Below are 15,412 nucleotides of genomic sequence, written 5' to 3' on the forward strand. Positions count from 1 at the left end.
TCGCGGGCACAGCGTGGCACACGCGTACGGAGCCCGGCCCTCGGGGGAGGGCCGGGCTCCGCGAAAACCTGCGTATTTGCGGGTGTTCAGGGTGAGTCGACGACTACTTGTTGGCCGCCGCGACCGCCGCCACGGCCTCCTTCGTGGCCTTCACCGCACCATCCATGATCGTCTTGGCGCTCGGGGTGGACGCCCCGTGGTACCCGGCGCCGTTGTACGAGAGCAGCACGACGACGTTGCCCGTACGCGCCACGATCGACGCGTACCGGAAGTCCTCGCCCGTCTTGCGCAGCTCGTAGGCGACGGCCTTCGCCTCGTCGCCGATCCCCTCGGCGTCGGTCGTGCTCAGCTTCTTCGCGCCCTCGGTGGCCTGCAGCTTGGCCAGCTCCTTGCCGAGGCTCTGCCGCGCGCGCTCCTGGCCGCTGCCGAGCGCGACATCGGAGTCATAGCGGTAGAGGGAGATGTCGAGCCAGCGGTACTGCGAGCCCTTCACACCCTTGTCGTCCAGGCCGTTCCACGAGCAGCCGCCGCGGCTGGTGAGATCGGTGGAGGTGGCGGCCGTACCGTTCTTCGTCTTCGCCTTGGGCACCAGGTCGGCGGTCGTCTTCGACGAGATCGACTTGCAGAAGTCGGGCAGCTTCGCGTACTTCGCCGGCTCGACCGTCTTCGTCGACTGCGTGGGCTGCGGGGTGGCGGAGGACGCCGAGCCCTTGCCCTTGGCCGAACCGGAACCGCCGTCGGAGTCCGAGGAGCACCCGGCGACGACGAGCATCACCGGGACGGCTGCGCAGGCGAGAATGCGGGTGAGTCGCGGGGCTGATCGGTGCATGGTTCCTTCAGTCGCTTGTCGTGCGGCCGGCCGCGTGTCGTACGGTCCGGCCCGGCGGCCACGGTACGCCGACACGTTACGTGGTCGACGTCCGCTCACGGAGCGGGTCCGGGCGGCTACTCCTCCAGCCGCTCGGCGAGCAGACCGGCCAGATTCCGGGCCTTTTCCTGCAGCTCCCGGCTGTCGGGGGCCCCGGCGGAACCGGTCGTCTGCTCCAGGTATTCGACCGTCACGATGACGTTGGATGTGCGGAACACCACGCTCACGGTGCGGTGGCCGCCGCTGGATCCGGCCGTCGTGAGGGCGTCGTCGAGGAAGGCGACCTCGCCGAGACCCTCCAGGAGGCGGGGCTCCAGACCGGTGGTCGATCCGGGGCTGGGGGCGGTGGGCGCGGAAGGGTTCGCCGTTCCGGTGGCGGGGGTGGGGGTGCCGGTGCCCGTGCTCGGGGGGCTGGTCTCCGTGCCTGGGGTGCCGGTACCGGTGGTCGGGCTCGCCGTCCCCGGCGCGGTCTGCGGGGGCTGGGGAAGGTCCGCCGCGGCCTGCTTGCGGTCGAACACCTCCTTCGCGCGGGCGTCGTCACTCGTCGCGGGGTCGTACGACACCACGCGCTCGATGTCGATGACCAGCCGGTGCGAGGCCTCGGGGGTGTCGGCCTTCCAGGTGCAGCCCACACGGCGGTCGGTGTCGTACGTGACGGTCGCCGTGCCGCGGTACGCCCTGTCGCGCTCCGGGTCGGGCAGCGCCGCGGCGCCGGGCAGCAGCTCCTTGAGCGTGGCCGGCGGGACGGCGCGGCAGGGCTCGAAGAGGGTGCGGTAGCGGCCGGGGGGTGCGACGGCGGTGACGGGGCCCGCCTTCGAGTCGACCGTGGCCTCGCCGTCGCCGCCGGTGGTCGCGGAGCAGCCGGTGAGTCCCGCCCCGACCCCGAGGACAAGGGCGGCGGCGGTGAGCGCCGCGGACCGTGTGCGGCCGGCGCGGCCGGCTCCGTACGCCTGTCGCTGCACGCTCCCAGGCTCCCTTCTCCGGGGACCTCCCCCGAAAACTGTTTGCCGCCGGATGTCGGCCGATGGACACAATGTGTATCGCACGCGCTGCCGTCGATGCCGGTCCGTCGTCACCTATACGGGCCTTGGTGCCGGTTTTTGCGTTATCAGGCTTTTCGGGGGAATCGAGGAAGTATGTCGTACGTAGAGGTACCGGGCGCCAAGGTGCCGATCCGGATGTGGGCCGACCCTTCCACGGTGGAGGGCGGCGCCATGCAGCAGCTCCAGAACGTGGCCACGCTGCCGTGGATCAAGGGCCTCGCCGTGATGCCGGACGTGCACTACGGCAAGGGCGCGACGGTCGGCTCCGTGATCGCGATGCACGGGGCGGTCTGTCCGGCGGCGGTCGGTGTGGACATCGGCTGCGGGATGTCGGCGGTGAAGACGTCGCTGACGGCGAACGACCTGCCGGGTGATCTGTCGCGGCTGCGGTCGAAGATCGAGCAGGCGATTCCGGTGGGGCGGGGGATGCACAGGGACGAGGTGGATCCGAAGCGGCTGTTTCAGTTCCCGACGGCGGGGTGGGACGACTTCTGGGCGCGGTTCGACGGGATCGCGGACGCGGTGAAGTTCCGGCGTGAGCGGGCCGTTCTGCAGATGGGCACCCTCGGATCCGGAAACCACTTTGCGGAAGTTTGTGTAGATACGTCCGATTCGGTGTGGCTGATGCTGCACTCCGGGTCGCGGAACATCGGCAAGGAGCTCGCCGAGTACCACATCGGCGAGGCGCAGAAGCTGCCCCACAATCAGGGCCTGATCGACCGTGACCTCGCCGTCTTCGTCTCGGACACGCCGCAGATGGCGGCCTACCGGAACGATCTCTTCTGGGCGCAGGAGTACGCGAAGTACAACCGCGCGATCATGATGGCGCTCTTCCAGGAGGTCGTCCGCAGGGAGTTCCGCAAGGCGAAGGTGTCCTTCGATCCGGTCATCTCCTGCCACCACAACTACGTGGCGGAGGAGCGGTACGAGGGGATGGACCTGCTGGTCACCCGTAAGGGCGCGATCCGGGCCGGCTCAGGGGAGTTCGGGATCATCCCGGGCTCCATGGGCACCGGTTCGTACATCGTGAAGGGGCTCGGCAACGAGGCGTCCTTCAACTCGGCGTCGCACGGCGCGGGGCGGAAGATGAGCCGGAGTGCGGCGAAGCGACGTTTCTCGACGCGGGACCTGGAGGAGCAGACGCGGGGTGTGGAGTGCCGTAAGGACTCCGGTGTCGTGGATGAGATCCCGGGGGCCTACAAGCCGATCGAGAAGGTCATCGAGCAGCAGCGGGATCTGGTCGAGGTCGTCGCCAAGCTCAAGCAGGTCATCTGCGTGAAGGGCTGACGGCACGCGGGATTCGCCGAGAAGGGGCCGGTGCGGTGCGCCGGCCCCTTCTCGGCGATCGCCGTCACAGCTCGCGGTGGACCTTGGTGTTGGAGGCCTGGGCGCGGGGGCGGACGACCAGGAGGTCGATGTTGACGTGCGGGGGGCGGGTGCAGGCCCAGGTGATGGTGTCGGCGACGTCGTCGGCGGTGAGGGGTTCGGCGACGCCTTCGTAGACCTTGGCGGCCTTGTCGGTGTCGCCGCGGAAGCGGGTGGTCGCGAACTCGTCGGTCTTCACCATGCCGGGGGCGATCTCGATGACGCGGACCGGGGTGCCGACGATCTCCAGGCGGAGGGTCTCGGCGAGGACGCGGGCGCCGTTCTTGGCGGCGACGTAGCCGGCGCCGCCCTCGTAGGTGGAGTGGCCGGCGGTGGAGGAGACGATGACGACCGTGCCGTCGCCGCTCGCGGTGAGGGCGGGGAGCAGGGCCTGGGTGACGTTGAGGGTGCCGATGACGTTGACCTCGTACATCTGGCGCCAGTCGTCGGGGTCGCCGGTGGCGACGGGGTCGGCGCCGAGCGCGCCGCCCGCATTGTTGACCAGGACGGCGATCGTGCGGAAGGCGGTCGCGAAGGTGCGGACGGCCTCGCGGTCGGTGACGTCGAGGGCGTAGGCGGTCGCCTGGTGGCCCGCGTCATTGATCTCGGCGGCGAGGGCTTCGATCCGGTCCTTGCGGCGGGCGGTGAGGACCACGCGGTATCCGGCGGCGGCGAGTTGTCTGGCCGTGGCCGCGCCGATTCCGCTGCTCGCTCCGGTGACGACGGCGATGGGGGTACCGGCGGCAGTCATGGCGTGCTCCTCGCGCGTGGGTTCGATGACGTGGATCGCGTGGTCAGGATAGGTGTCGGTGCTGTCAGCGGGCGCGGGGGGCGTACATGATCACCGCCATGCCGGCGAGGCAGATGAGTGCTCCGGTCACGTCCCAGCGGTCGGGGCGGTAGCCGTCGGCGATCATGCCCCAGGCGATCGAGCCGGCGACGAAGACTCCGCCGTAGGCGGCGAGGATCCGGCCGAACTCGGCGTCGGGCTGGAGGGTTGCCACGAAGCCGTAGGCGCCGAGGGCGAGGACGCCGGCGCCGATCCAGATCCAGCCGCGGTGTTCGCGGACGCCTTGCCAGACGAGCCAGGCGCCGCCGATCTCGAAGAGGGCGGCGAGGGCGAACAGGGCGGCGGAGCGGGCGATCAGCATGCGATCAGACTGCCACGGGGACACGCTGACTGATGGGTAGTCAGAAGATATGGGGAGCAATGGGTATCTTCAGGGCATGAGTGCGATGCGCAAGGCTCTGCTCGGTGCGGCCCTGGTGGCCGCGGTGGTGATCGAGGCGGGCGGGACCGCCCGTGCGGTGGGTCGGGAGGTCCTGCCCGAGGCGGATCTGGCCCACCATGGTCATGTCTCTCTGTGGGAGGGGCGGCTCGATGTCCGGGTGGTGAGTGAGAATCACGGGCCTTCGCATGTGTCCCAGGCGACCGTGCGGCTCGCCTTCTCCGAGCCGCTGGCCGCCGGTCAGGAGCTGCCGACCTCGTGTCTGTGGGGCGGCGACCGGGTCGTCGTGTGCCGGACGGGTGAGCTGCGGGCCGCGGGGGCGCCCGGTGAGCTGGCGCTCGATCTGCGGACGGTGGGCTCCCCGGACGAGATGACCGTCACGGTCGACACCGTCTGGAGGGACGGCTCCACCGACCGGAACCCGAAGAACGACCGGCACTCCGTGCTGGTCCTGGCCACGGGTGATCCGTACGTCTTCTGAGGGCGGCTCTCAGCGGGCGGCGCTGCCGGTCCACGCGGCGTAGCCGTCGGGGCGGACCAGCAGTGCCGTGCGGCGGGCCGGGTCGGTCCAGGTCGCGCGTATGAGGCGCGCCGCGGAGGCGGGGGCGGTCGGCGGGAGGGCCGGCCGGCTGCCCTCGGGGGCGATCAGGACGAACTCGCCGTCGCGGAGCAGTTCGTAGAGCCTGCCCTCGCGCAGCCGCAGGTCGGGGACGCGCCTGCCGTCCCGGCCGTAGGCGATGCCGATTCCGCTGATCATTCCCGTGGCCTTGCTGGAGGCGGGGCGGAGGGTGTTCAGGAGGTGGGCGGCGAGGGCGCGGGCGGCTCGCGGAAGGGGGCGGCGGGCCATGGCGAGGCGGATGAGGGCTCCGCTGCTGCGGAGCACCGCCGCGCCGACCGGGTGTCGTTCCGACTGGTAGCTGTCGAGGAGCGCCTCGGGGTCGGGGGCGTCGCCGCGCAGGACGGCCGCGAGCTTCCAGGAGAGGTTGGCGGCGTCCTGGAGGCCGGTGTTCATGCCTTGTCCTCCGGCGGGGGAGTGGACGTGGGCGGCGTCGCCGGCGAGGAAGACGCGACCGGAGCGGTAGGCGGGTGCCTGTCGTTCGTCGCTGTGGAAGCGGGAGATCCAGCGGGCGTCGTGCATGCCGTAGTCGCTGCCGAGGGCGCGGCGGGCGATGTCGCGTACCTCGTCGAGGTCGACGGGCTCGTCGTCGGCGACGTGGCGGGTGCGGTTCCAGCCCATCACGCGGTACCAGCCGTCGCCGAAGGGGGCGATGAAGGCGAAGGCGTCCCCGACGCCGTTGACGGTGAGGAGCTCGTCGGGTTCCTTGGCGAGGCGGACGTCGGCGAGGACCATCGAGCGGATCACCGAGACGCCGGGGAAGGGCAGTCCGAGGGCTGTCCGCACCGCGCTCCGTATGCCGTCGGTGCCGACGAGGTAGCGGGCGCGGAGGGTGAGCGGGGTTCCGTCGGGTCCGGTGAGGTGGGCGGTCACCGTGTCGGTGTCCTGGTCGAGCGCCCGCAGCTCGGTGCTGTGACGGAACTCCACACCTATGGACCTCGCGCGGCGCTCCAGGAGCTTCTCGACCTCGTACTGCGGGGTGATGAGGAGGTACGGGAAGCGGGAGGGGAGCCGGCCGAGGTCGAGGGAGAGGCGGCGGAAGAGCCGCAGGCTCGTGATCGGGTTGCCCGTGGCGATCAGTTCGTCGGCGAGGCCGCGGGCGTCCAGCTGCTCCAGGGTGCGGGCGTGCACGCCGAAGGCGCGGGTCATGTTGCTGATGCCGTGCGGGCGGCGCTCCACCAGGGTGACGCGCTGACCCGCGGCGGCGAGGTCGCCGGCGAGCAGGAGTCCGGTGGGGCCCGCGCCGACGACGAGAACGTCCGTGTCGAGGGGGTGGTTCATGGCTGCCTCCCGTGCTCGATGGTGCCCACGGTCGTTGGCCAACGACTGTTGGTCAACGCTTGTTGGCAACTCTAGATCCCGCTCCCTCGGGTGTCAACGCCTGTTGGCCTACACTTGTGGGCATGACGACAGTCCGCCGCTCCGACTCCACGCGTGCCGCCATCCTCGAAGCCGCCCGGGAGCGCTTCGCCGCCGACGGTTACGAGCGCGCCACCATCCGGGCCATCGCCCGCGACGCCGGAATCGATCCGTCGATGGTGATGCGCTACTACGGCAACAAGGAGGGGCTGTTCGCGGCCGCGTCCGAGATCGATCTACGCCTCCCCGACCTCGGCGCCCTGCCCGACCGGCACATCGGGGCCGTCCTGGTCACGCACTTCCTCGACCGGTGGGACCGCGACGACGTCCTCACCGCGCTGCTGCGGGTGGGCGTCACCAACGCCGCCGGTGCCGAGCGGATGCACGCGATCTTCGCCGAGCAGATCGGCCCCGTGGCGAGAGGCGTCTGTCCCCATCCCGCCGAGGCGCCCCGGCGCGCCGCGCTCGCCGCCTCCCAGATCCTCGGCATGGCGCTGGCCCGCTATGTGCTGCGGCTGCCGCCGGCGGTCGAGATGTCGCGCGAGGACGTCATCGCCTGGCTCGCGCCGACCGTGCAGCGCTACCTCACGGCCGAGCGGCCGTAGGGCTTGCGGAGGTGGAGGCGGGCGCGGGGCGTCCCCGCGGGGCTCCCCGGTTCAGCGGGCCGCCGCGCCGCCGAATTCGCGCAGCGCGTCGGTGACGATCGCCTCCAGGCGGGCGTGGTGGGCGCCCCGCCAGTACACCCGCTCGCACGCCGTGCACCGCGCGAAGACGTCGTACGTCCTCTCCGTGCCATGCTCCAGCCGCTCGCGCACCGAGTCCTTGTCGGCGTCGGTGAGCTCGCCGTTGCACGCGGTGCAGCGGGTCCACGGCGTCAGGACGGGCGCGAACCGCTCGAGCACGTCACGGAGCTGGTCCTCCGGCCGATCGCTGTACACATAGGCGCCGGCCCACAGCTCGCGGCGGCGCAGCAGCCCGCGGTCCCGGGAGAGCATCACCCGTTGTTCCCGCGCGGACAGCGCGGCCAGGGCCGGGTCGCCGATGTCCTCGCTCTCGTACGCCGCGTCGACCCCGAGCAGCCGCAGACGCCGGGCCAGTGTGCCGAGGTGGACGTCCAGCAGGAACCGGAGCGGGGCGCCCGGAACAGGCTGGGGGCGCTCGACGCCCTCCACCTCGACCGTCTCGCCCGCCGCGGGGATGTGGGAGACGTCCACCGGGCGCCCGTCCACCAGCAGCCGCCCCGCCTCGGTGAGCGGAACGCCCAGCGACTCCACGACATGGCCGAGGGTCGAGGCGCCGTCGGTCACCACGGCGGTACGCCCCGAGCGGCGGTCCGCCGGGACGAAGAGCCGCAGGCCGGGGGCGAAGCTGATCTGGATCTCCGGTCCGTTCACGGGGACAAGGATGTCATCGGGGCCCGCAGCGCGGCCAGGGAATTCGGCGGGTCCGGGCCGGCGGTCGATGCCGGAGGACCCCGTCGAAGCCCCGGGAACCCTCGGGTGCGATCGCCGCGGCCGAGCCGGGCCAGCCCCGGAACCCTCGGTCCGAGCCGGGCCAGCCCCGGAAACCCTCGATCCGAGCCGGGCCAGCCCCGGAAACCCTCGATCCGGCCGGGTTTGATCCGGGCCACCCGACCCCGGTGTCGTCCCCGGCCGACCCCGAGCCGGCCCCCGGGGAGAACCGGGGTCCGCCCAGGGAAAACCCCAAGGGTGCCGCCGGTGCCCCAGGGGTACGTTCTCGGCATGAAGATCGTCGACCTGGATCCGGGTGACCCGCGCCTGGAGACCGAACTGCTGCCCGTCCTGACCGAACTGCGTCCGCACCTGACTCCGCGCCTCTTCCGCGAGGTGTACGAGCGCGGCCACGCCCAGGGGCTGCGCTTCACCGCCGCCTACGCCGAGGACGGGACCTGCGTCGGGGTCGCCGGCTGGCGGATCATCGATAACACCAGCTCCATACGCAAGCTCTACGTCGACGACCTGGTGACCGCGGTCACCGCCCGCTCCACCGGTGTCGGGCACCGGCTCCTGGCGTACCTGGAGGAGCGGGCGCGCGAGGCCGGCTGCCTGGAGTTCAACCTCGACTCCGGCACCCAACGGACCGACGCCCACCGTTTCTACTTCCGCGAACGCCTGGACATCGTCGCCTTCCACTTCACCAAGTCGCTGGAGCGCCAGGACGGCTGAGCGTCCCCCGGCGCCGGGCCGTCGCACCGGGCTGTCGCGCCGGGCCGTCGCGCCACCGTCCGGCCTGGCCACGGGCGGGGGCAGGCCCTCTTGTGCGGGTCGGTGAAGCGCCTCAAGGTTGCGGGAGGAGAGGGAGGTTTTCGGCCGGGGAGGGAGCAGCCGTATGCCGGACGCAGGGGCGTGGGGGTTCGTCGACGACAGGGGCGCGGCGGTGGCGGCCGCGCGGAGGCCGGAGCGGGTGGTGGCCTATGTGCGGGCCGGGGCGGCGTTGCGGGATCTGGGGGTGACGCCGGTGGCGGTGTACGGCTCCGGGCACGACGGCGGTGTGCTCGACCCGGTGAAGGCGGGTGGGCTGGAGGCGGCCGGTGTGCCGTATCTCGGGCCCGGCCGGGGTCTGGACGAGGAGGCGCTCCGGGAGCTGCGTCCGGATCTGGTCGTCGATGTGACGTACGCCGGGAAGAGCCCGTACGCGCTGGAGGAGGCCGTGGCCGAGCGGATCGGGGTGCCGCTGGTCGCGCTGTCCGTGGGGGGTGAGTCGAATCTGGCGGCGATCATCGGGCGCTTCGGTGAGCTGGGCGCGGCGTTGCGGCCCGCTGACGGGGCCGCCCTCCCGGAGCCCTTGTCCGGGCCCCGCGAGTTGGCGTCCGCCGAGGAGGCGGTGCGGGCGGTCGTGGCCGACGGGGGTGGGGGCGTCGCCGTCCTCGCGCTCTCCGGGGCGGCCTCCGACCGGGTGCATCTGGCCCGGCCGCCCGCGTGGCCCGAGCTGGCGCGGCTGGCCGAGCTGGGGGTGCGGCTGGTCGACCCCGGGCCCGGCCCGGGCGCGAACTGGCTCACGGCCGACTGGGAGCACGCGGCACGTCTCGGGCCGGACCTCGTGCTGTTCGACAGCCGTGCCAACGCCGTCCGGCCCGCCGACCTGCCGCCCGTGGGCCACGCGCGGGTGGCGTCGTGGAACCCGGAGACCCCGCCCAGCCCGGCGGCGTACGCCCGCTTCTTCCGCGACCTCGCCGACGCCCTGCGGGCGGAGCGGGCGTCAGCGGGGGACGGTCTCACCCGCTGACGTCCGCGCCGAGGCGGGAGCGCAGGGAGGCGGCGAACTCCTCGGCGCGGGCGAGCTGGGCGCGCAGTTCGGCGACCCGTTCGGTGGCGGCCTGTTCGTACCGGCGTACTCGTGCGACCAGCGCGGACCGCTCCTCGGGGGAGAGTTCGCCGTCCGTGCCGGGTCGGTCCGCGCCGAGCCGGTCCATGGCCGTCAGCAGCTCGCGGGTCTGGTCGAGCGTGAAGCCGAGGGGTGTCATCCGGCGGATGACAAGGAGCCGGTCCACGTCGGCGTCGGTGTAGAGGGGGAATCCGCCCTGGGAGGAGGCGGACGGGACCACCAGGCCGCTGTCCTCGTACTGGCGGATGGACCGCAGGGACAGTTCCGTCCGTGCGGCCACCTCCCCGATCTGCATCGGCTCACCCACCGTGCGCACACTGCTCACGTCGTCCGTCCTTCCTCGCGCGGCGGCGCCGGAGAGGCGCGATTCCGCGCAGCGCGTGCCGTTTGTCCTCACTTCAGCACTTATGGGAAGGGGAAGTGTGGCGAAACGCCTGCGGTCGAGGCCGGGTGATCAGGGCCAGACCAGGCAGTAGGGCTGGTGCCCCGCCTCGTGCAGACGCACCGAGAAGTCCTGCCACTCGTGCAGCAGCTGGTAGACGTTGAAGGCGTCGCGGGGACCGCCGCGGTCGGGGACGGTGGACCAGATGAAGGCCGCCGCGCCGACCGATTCCTCGCCGATGCCGCGCAGCGGGTCGACCACGGTCATGGGGAGCTTCACCACGGCGTAGTCGGGGTGGAGGACGACCAGTTCCAGCGGGGGCACCTTGTGCAGGGGCATGCCCTGGATGCCGGTGAGCACCATCGCCGCTATGGTCTCCGGCTTGATCTTGGTGAACATGCCGCCCATGCCGAGCTCGTCGCCGCCCAGCTCCTCCGGGCGCATCGAGATCGGGACGCGGGCCGCCGTGGCGCCGTCGGGTGCGCCGAAGTACTTGTACGTCACCCCCAACCGGCTACTCCCGCTCCCTGACATGGGGCCCGTGGATCCCGTGGATCCCGTCGGCCCGGTGGACCCCGTCGGTCCCGTGGCACCCTTCGGGCCTACGGATCCCGTGGGTTCTTCCGTCCTCCGTCGCCGGTGCCTCCCCCGCCGGGCAGGCTCCGGACCCAGGTCGTCCGTCCCCTCGCCCAGTCCGCCACCGCGATGCATATCTCCACCCGACTGCTTTTTTAGGCAGCACGACCCCCGCCGCGCAACCCGATCATCGTGTCAGTGACCTCCCCCACGCTCTCGCGGTGAAACACCTGTCCGCAAGAACGTCCGACGCTCTGACACCATGGATTCCGTGAGCCATCCCTATGACGCCCCAGTTTCGCAGACCCGGAGGACCGACGCCCCGGCGTAATGCACAGGGAGCCCACGCCGTTCCTCCGTACTCGCAGTCTTACTCGCAGGTCAGGACCACAGTGCCGTATTCATACGAAGCCCCAGTCTCACAGACGCTTTTCGACCGCGCGTCCCTCGTGACGCCCGGCGGCGTGAACTCACCGGTGCGCGCCTTCCGGGCCGTGGGCGGTACGCCCCGGTTCATGGTGTCCGGTACCGGCCCGTACCTCACCGACGCGGACGGTCGCGAGTATGTCGACCTCGTCTGCTCGTGGGGGCCGATGATCCTCGGCCACTCCCACCCCGAGGTGATCGCCGCGGTCCAGGCCGCCGTCGCCCGCGGCACCTCCTTCGGTACGCCGGGGGAGGGCGAGGTCGCGCTCGCCGAGGAGATCGTGGCCCGGATCGAGCCGGTCGAGCAGGTCCGCCTCGTCTCCTCCGGCACCGAGGCGACGATGTCGGCGATCCGGCTCGCCCGCGGCTTCACCGGCCGGGCGAAGGTCGTGAAGTTCGCCGGCTGCTACCACGGGCACGTGGACGCGCTGCTCGCCGCCGCCGGCTCGGGCGTGGCCACCTTCGGCCTGCCCGACACGCCCGGCGTGACCGGTGCGCAGGCGGGGGACACCATCGTCCTGCCGTACAACGACCTGGAGGCGGTCCGGGCCGCGTTCGCCGCGCACCCGGGCGAGATCGCCTGTGTGATCACGGAGGCGTCGCCGGGCAACATGGGCGTCGTCCCGCCGGCCGAGGGGTTCAACGCCGGGCTGAAGCGGCTGTGCTCCGACAACGGCGCGCTGTACATCTCCGACGAGGTGATGACCGGTTTCCGTACCTCCCGGGCCGGCTGGTACGGCGTCGACGGCGTCGCGCCCGATCTGATGACCTTCGGCAAGGTCATGGGCGGTGGCTTCCCGGCCGCGGCCTTCGGCGGCCGCGCCGACGTCATGGGCCACCTCGCCCCGGCGGGTCCGGTCTACCAGGCCGGCACGCTCTCCGGTAACCCGATCGCGACCGCCGCCGGGCTCGCGCAGCTGCGGCTGCTCGACGAGGCGGCGTACGACAAGGTCGACGCGGTGTCGAAGGAGATCCAGGGCCTGGTGACCGCCGCGCTCACCAAGGAGGGTGTCGCCCACCGGCTGCAGACGGCGTCCAACATGTTCTCCGTCTTCTTCACGGCGGACGAGGTGCGGAACTACGACGACGCGAAGACGCAGGAGGCGTTCCGCTTCAACGCCTTCTTCCACTCGATGCTGGCCGACGGCGTCTATCTGCCGCCCTCCGCCTTCGAGTCCTGGTTCGTCTCCACGGCCCACGACGAGCGCGCGGTCGAGCGGATCGCCGCCGCGCTGCCCGCCGCCGCCCGTGCCGCGGCGGAGGCCACGGCATGAGCACCGCGAAGAGCGACGACGTCACCGTCGTCCACCTGGTGCGGCACGGCGAGGTCCACAACCCCGACGGGATCCTCTACGGCCGCCGTTCCGGCTACCACCTCTCCGAGCTGGGCCGCCGGATGGCCGACCGGGTCGCCGAGCACCTGGCCGACCGTGACATCACGTACGTCGTCGCCTCGCCGCTGGAGCGGGCCCAGGAGACGGCGCAGCCGGTCGCCAAGAGCCACGGTCTGGATCTGGCCACGGACGACCGGCTCGTCGAGGCCGGCAACGTCTTCGAGGGCAAGACCTTCGGCGTCGGCGACGGCGCGCTGCGCAGGCCCGGCAACTGGCGGCATCTGACCAACCCGTTCAAGCCGTCCTGGGGCGAGCCGTACATCGAGCAGGTCGTACGGATGATGGGCGCGCTGGACGCGGCGAAGGACGCGGCCCGCGGCCACGAGGCGGTCTGCGTCAGCCACCAGCTGCCGATCTGGATCCTGCGCAGCTTCGTGGAGAAGCGGAAGCTGTGGCACGACCCGCGGCGCCGGCAGTGCACGCTGGCCTCGCTGACCTCGTTCACGTACCACGGCGACAAGATCGTGTCGGTCGGGTACAGCGAGCCGGCCCGGGATCTCGTACCGCCGCATCTCCTCGCGGGGGCGAAGCCGGTGAAGGGGAAGTCGAAGGCTTTCGGCGCCTAGCGGCGTCTTGTCCCCTGGGCGCCCAGCCGCCCGGAAATCGCGCCCGTCCGCGCGTTCGTACGGCAGTTCAATGGGTACACCCTCAGGGCGATCGGATGACGGTATGTCATCTGGTCGCCCTGAAATTTTTGTGCTATTTCCCGGAACCTCCGTGTTCCTCCAGGCATCTCATTCATTGTCGGATTGGATGACCTTTCGGTCAGACAACAGCGCGAATGGGGATGTCATGCGCGAGCTGAGGCGGATCAGCCGAAGGGGACTTCTGGGAGCGGGCGCGGGAGTTGGCGCGGCGGCCGTGATGGGGATCACCGGATGCAGCACCAAGGAACAGGCCGCGAAGGGCGGTTCCGGGCCCGGCAAGGGCGGTGACGTTCCGGGCGCTCCGAGCACCCCCGCCCCGACCCCGGACGACGTCAAGCCGATCGGGGACGGCTCCACCGCCGACACCGGCAAGCAGCCGCACCAGCCCGACGCCCCCGTGCCCCTCGAACCCGGCCAGACCCCGCCGCAGTTCGTGATCTTCTCCTGGGACGGGGCGGGCGAGGTCGGCAACGGACTCTTCCCGCGCTTCCTCGAACTCGCGAAGAACCACGACGCCGCGATGACCTTCTTCCTCTCCGGGATCTACCTCCTGCCCGAGTCGAAGAAGCACCTCTACCGCCCGCCGAACAACCGCGTCGGCGCCTCCGACATCGGCTACCTCACCGACGACCACATCAAGGACACGCTCAAGAACGTCCGTCAGGCCTGGCTCGACGGACACGAGATCGGCACCCACTTCAACGGCCACTTCTGCGGCGGCTCCGGCTCCGTCGGCAACTGGACCCCCGCCCAGTGGCAGAGCGAGATCGACCAGGCGGTGAAGTTCGTCACCGAGTGGAAGACCAACAGCGGCTGGACCGACCTCGACCCGCTGCCCTTCGACTACACCAAGGAACTCGTCGGCGGCCGCACCCCCTGCCTCCTCGGCCAGGACAACCTCCTGCCCACGGCGCGGCGCCTCGGCTGGCGCTACGACGCCAGCTCACCCGGCGGCCGCCAGACGTGGCCGGTCAAGCGCGGCGGCGTCTGGGACCTGCCGCTGCAGGCCGTGCCGTTCCCCGGCCGCTCCTTCGAGGTCCTGTCCATGGACTACAACATGCTGGCCAACCAGTCGAAGAACACCACCAAGGGCATGCCCTCGCGCTACCCGGGCTGGCGCGAACAGGCCGCCGGGGCCTATCTCGCCGGATTCCGCCGCGCGTACGAGTCCAATCGCGCGCCCTTCTTCATCGGCAACCACTTCGAGCAGTGGAACGGCGGCATCTACATGGACGCCGTCGAGGAGGCGCTCAAGGGCATGGCGGGCAAGAAGGACGTCAGGCTGGTCTCTTTCCGGCAGTTCGTCGACTGGCTGGACGTGCAGGACCCCAAGATCCTCGCCAAGCTCCGTACGCTGGAGGTCGGACAGGCCCCGACGGGCGGCTGGAGCCATTTCCTCAAGACCGCCTGAGCGCTCAAGACCGTCTGAGCGCCCAGGGGTGCCCCGTGCGCGTTTGCGTGGCAATGCGTGTTTAGCCGATCTTGACAAGGGGCTTTACGGGCACGTAGGGGGGTGCCCAAGATCTCCCAAACGTCCATGCGAAACTTTTCACATGAGCCTTAGCCGTGCCCCACGACGCACCCTGCTCGCCGTCGGAACGCTGTCGGCCGCCCTCGCTCTGTCGGCCTGCGGCTCGGACACCAACGGCAAGTCCGGGGGTGGCGGCGGGACGAACTTCGTGACCAACACGGGCGGTATCTCCACCGTCGCCAAGGGCGATCGCGTCGCGGCCAACAAGATCGCCGGCGAGACCCTGGAAGGCGAGCGGCTCGACGTCGCCGACTTCAAGGGCAAGGTCGTCGTCCTCAACCTGTGGGGCTCCTGGTGCGGCCCGTGCCGGGCCGAGGCGCCGCATTTCGCCAAGGTCGCCAAGGACCTCAAGCCCAAGGGCGTGGAGTTCGTCGGGCTCAACACGCGGGACTTCGAGAAGGACAAGCCGCTCGCCTTCGAGGCCGACTACGGCATTCCCTATCCGAGCCTCTACGACCCGGCCGGAAAGATCATTCTCAGCGGATTCCCCAAGGGCTCCCTCGTCCCGCAGGGCATTCCGACCACGATCGTCCTCGACAAGGACGGAAAGATCGCCGCGCGCTCCCTGATGGCCCTCGACGACAAGAAGCTCCGCTCGATGATCGAGCCGCTTCTCGCGGAGAAGTGATCC

The 15,412-nt window shown here is 71.1% G+C and carries 17 protein-coding genes; 9 read left to right on the forward strand and 8 right to left on the reverse strand.

Going from position 1 to position 15,412, the window contains the following annotated elements; all coding sequences use genetic code 11:
- Nucleotides 1-103: 103 nt before the first annotated feature.
- Together ACIRB4_RS20215 and ACIRB4_RS20220 are read right to left on the reverse strand one after the other, a co-directional pair.
- The gene (locus ACIRB4_RS20215) at nt 104-829 is read right to left on the reverse strand and encodes a DUF3558 domain-containing protein (protein ID WP_403293007.1); all 726 of its coding nucleotides are present in this window, start codon (nt 827-829) and stop codon (nt 104-106) included.
- A 116-nt stretch (nt 830-945) separates the two neighbouring features.
- Complete coding sequence (locus tag ACIRB4_RS20220) at nt 946-1,830, reverse strand: DUF3558 domain-containing protein (RefSeq protein ID WP_403293009.1); 885 nt, start codon at nt 1,828-1,830, stop codon at nt 946-948.
- A gap of 174 nt (nt 1,831-2,004) precedes the next feature.
- Between ACIRB4_RS20220 and ACIRB4_RS20225 the strand changes: the two genes are divergently transcribed.
- On the forward strand, nt 2,005-3,198 hold the full coding sequence (locus tag ACIRB4_RS20225; protein ID WP_403293011.1) for an RtcB family protein: 1,194 nt from the start codon (nt 2,005-2,007) through the stop codon (nt 3,196-3,198).
- A gap of 64 nt (nt 3,199-3,262) precedes the next feature.
- Here ACIRB4_RS20225 and ACIRB4_RS20230 read toward each other — a convergent pair whose 3' ends face one another.
- Together ACIRB4_RS20230 and ACIRB4_RS20235 are read right to left on the reverse strand one after the other, a co-directional pair.
- Nucleotides 3,263-4,027, reverse strand: coding sequence for an SDR family NAD(P)-dependent oxidoreductase (locus ACIRB4_RS20230; protein WP_403293013.1), 765 nt, complete (start codon nt 4,025-4,027; stop codon nt 3,263-3,265).
- A gap of 64 nt (nt 4,028-4,091) precedes the next feature.
- Entirely contained in the window at nt 4,092-4,427 is a 336-nt protein-coding gene (locus tag ACIRB4_RS20235) for a YnfA family protein (RefSeq protein ID WP_403293014.1), read from the reverse strand.
- Between the two features lie 76 nt (nt 4,428-4,503).
- Here ACIRB4_RS20235 and ACIRB4_RS20240 point away from each other — a divergent pair, with 76 nt between their 5' ends.
- Nucleotides 4,504-4,986: a hypothetical protein gene (locus ACIRB4_RS20240; protein WP_403293016.1), complete on the forward strand. Its 483-nt coding sequence runs from the start codon at nt 4,504-4,506 to the stop codon at nt 4,984-4,986.
- Between the two features lie 9 nt (nt 4,987-4,995).
- On the opposite strand, the gene ACIRB4_RS20245 is transcribed toward ACIRB4_RS20240, so the two are convergent.
- Entirely contained in the window at nt 4,996-6,402 is a 1,407-nt protein-coding gene (locus ACIRB4_RS20245; RefSeq protein ID WP_403293018.1) for an FAD-dependent monooxygenase, read from the reverse strand.
- A 122-nt stretch (nt 6,403-6,524) separates the two neighbouring features.
- On the opposite strand from ACIRB4_RS20245, the gene ACIRB4_RS20250 reads away from it, so the two are divergent.
- Complete coding sequence (locus tag ACIRB4_RS20250; RefSeq protein ID WP_403293021.1) at nt 6,525-7,085, forward strand: TetR family transcriptional regulator; 561 nt, start codon at nt 6,525-6,527, stop codon at nt 7,083-7,085.
- Nucleotides 7,086-7,136: 51 nt separating this feature from the next.
- Here ACIRB4_RS20250 and ACIRB4_RS20255 read toward each other — a convergent pair whose 3' ends face one another.
- A complete protein-coding gene (locus ACIRB4_RS20255; protein WP_403293024.1) occupies nt 7,137-7,874 on the reverse strand; it encodes a Mut7-C RNAse domain-containing protein in 738 nt (245 codons plus the stop codon).
- Between the two features lie 348 nt (nt 7,875-8,222).
- Here ACIRB4_RS20255 and ACIRB4_RS20260 point away from each other — a divergent pair, with 348 nt between their 5' ends.
- Together ACIRB4_RS20260 and ACIRB4_RS20265 are read left to right on the forward strand one after the other, a co-directional pair.
- Entirely contained in the window at nt 8,223-8,666 is a 444-nt protein-coding gene (locus tag ACIRB4_RS20260; RefSeq protein WP_403293026.1) for a GNAT family N-acetyltransferase, read from the forward strand.
- Between the two features lie 163 nt (nt 8,667-8,829).
- Nucleotides 8,830-9,726 (forward strand): ABC transporter substrate-binding protein, encoded by an 897-nt coding sequence (locus tag ACIRB4_RS20265; RefSeq protein ID WP_403293028.1) that lies wholly within the window; start codon nt 8,830-8,832, stop codon nt 9,724-9,726.
- Here the strand turns inward: ACIRB4_RS20265 and ACIRB4_RS20270 are convergent.
- On the reverse strand, nt 9,716-10,120 hold the full coding sequence (locus ACIRB4_RS20270; protein ID WP_403293497.1) for a MerR family transcriptional regulator: 405 nt from the start codon (nt 10,118-10,120) through the stop codon (nt 9,716-9,718). The two genes, ACIRB4_RS20265 and ACIRB4_RS20270, sit on opposite strands and share 11 nt — an antisense overlap.
- Nucleotides 10,121-10,279: 159 nt before the next feature.
- Nucleotides 10,280-10,918: a hypothetical protein gene (locus ACIRB4_RS20275; RefSeq protein WP_403293030.1), complete on the reverse strand. Its 639-nt coding sequence runs from the start codon at nt 10,916-10,918 to the stop codon at nt 10,280-10,282.
- A gap of 257 nt (nt 10,919-11,175) precedes the next feature.
- Here ACIRB4_RS20275 and hemL point away from each other — a divergent pair, with 257 nt between their 5' ends.
- From hemL to ACIRB4_RS20295, 4 genes are all read left to right on the forward strand, one after another.
- Complete coding sequence (gene hemL, locus ACIRB4_RS20280; protein ID WP_403293033.1) at nt 11,176-12,483, forward strand: glutamate-1-semialdehyde 2,1-aminomutase; 1,308 nt, start codon at nt 11,176-11,178, stop codon at nt 12,481-12,483.
- The gene (locus ACIRB4_RS20285) at nt 12,480-13,169 is read left to right on the forward strand and encodes a histidine phosphatase family protein (protein WP_403293035.1); all 690 of its coding nucleotides are present in this window, start codon (nt 12,480-12,482) and stop codon (nt 13,167-13,169) included. The genes hemL and ACIRB4_RS20285 overlap by 4 nt, the downstream gene beginning before the upstream one ends.
- 235 nt (nt 13,170-13,404) lie before the next feature.
- Complete coding sequence (locus ACIRB4_RS20290) at nt 13,405-14,661, forward strand: hypothetical protein (RefSeq protein ID WP_403293498.1); 1,257 nt, start codon at nt 13,405-13,407, stop codon at nt 14,659-14,661.
- 142 nt (nt 14,662-14,803) lie between these two features.
- Entirely contained in the window at nt 14,804-15,409 is a 606-nt protein-coding gene (locus tag ACIRB4_RS20295; protein ID WP_403293038.1) for a TlpA family protein disulfide reductase, read from the forward strand.
- Nucleotides 15,410-15,412: the final 3 nt, after the last annotated feature.

The organism is Streptomyces sp. NPDC093600, assembly GCF_044764755.1.
In the GTDB taxonomy this organism is placed as follows: Bacteria; Actinomycetota; Actinomycetes; order Streptomycetales; family Streptomycetaceae; genus Streptomyces.

What these genes read in the sequence shown, in the direction of transcription:
- ACIRB4_RS20215 (WP_403293007.1), bottom strand. Translation starts at nt 829, where the DNA reads ATGCACCGATCAGCCCCGCGACTCACCCGCATTCTCGCCTGCGCAGCC.
- ACIRB4_RS20225 (WP_403293011.1), top strand. Translation starts at nt 2,005, where the DNA reads ATGTCGTACGTAGAGGTACCGGGCGCCAAGGTGCCGATCCGGATGTGG.
- ACIRB4_RS20230 (WP_403293013.1), bottom strand. Translation starts at nt 4,027, where the DNA reads ATGACTGCCGCCGGTACCCCCATCGCCGTCGTCACCGGAGCGAGCAGC.
- ACIRB4_RS20235 (WP_403293014.1), bottom strand. Translation starts at nt 4,427, where the DNA reads ATGCTGATCGCCCGCTCCGCCGCCCTGTTCGCCCTCGCCGCCCTCTTC.
- ACIRB4_RS20240 (WP_403293016.1), top strand. Translation starts at nt 4,504, where the DNA reads ATGAGTGCGATGCGCAAGGCTCTGCTCGGTGCGGCCCTGGTGGCCGCG.
- ACIRB4_RS20245 (WP_403293018.1), bottom strand. Translation starts at nt 6,402, where the DNA reads ATGAACCACCCCCTCGACACGGACGTTCTCGTCGTCGGCGCGGGCCCC.
- ACIRB4_RS20250 (WP_403293021.1), top strand. Translation starts at nt 6,525, where the DNA reads ATGACGACAGTCCGCCGCTCCGACTCCACGCGTGCCGCCATCCTCGAA.
- ACIRB4_RS20260 (WP_403293026.1), top strand. Translation starts at nt 8,223, where the DNA reads ATGAAGATCGTCGACCTGGATCCGGGTGACCCGCGCCTGGAGACCGAA.
- ACIRB4_RS20265 (WP_403293028.1), top strand. Translation starts at nt 8,830, where the DNA reads ATGCCGGACGCAGGGGCGTGGGGGTTCGTCGACGACAGGGGCGCGGCG.
- ACIRB4_RS20270 (WP_403293497.1), bottom strand. Translation starts at nt 10,120, where the DNA reads ATGCAGATCGGGGAGGTGGCCGCACGGACGGAACTGTCCCTGCGGTCC.
- ACIRB4_RS20275 (WP_403293030.1), bottom strand. Translation starts at nt 10,918, where the DNA reads ATGCATCGCGGTGGCGGACTGGGCGAGGGGACGGACGACCTGGGTCCG.
- ACIRB4_RS20285 (WP_403293035.1), top strand. Translation starts at nt 12,480, where the DNA reads ATGAGCACCGCGAAGAGCGACGACGTCACCGTCGTCCACCTGGTGCGG.
- ACIRB4_RS20295 (WP_403293038.1), top strand. Translation starts at nt 14,804, where the DNA reads ATGAGCCTTAGCCGTGCCCCACGACGCACCCTGCTCGCCGTCGGAACG.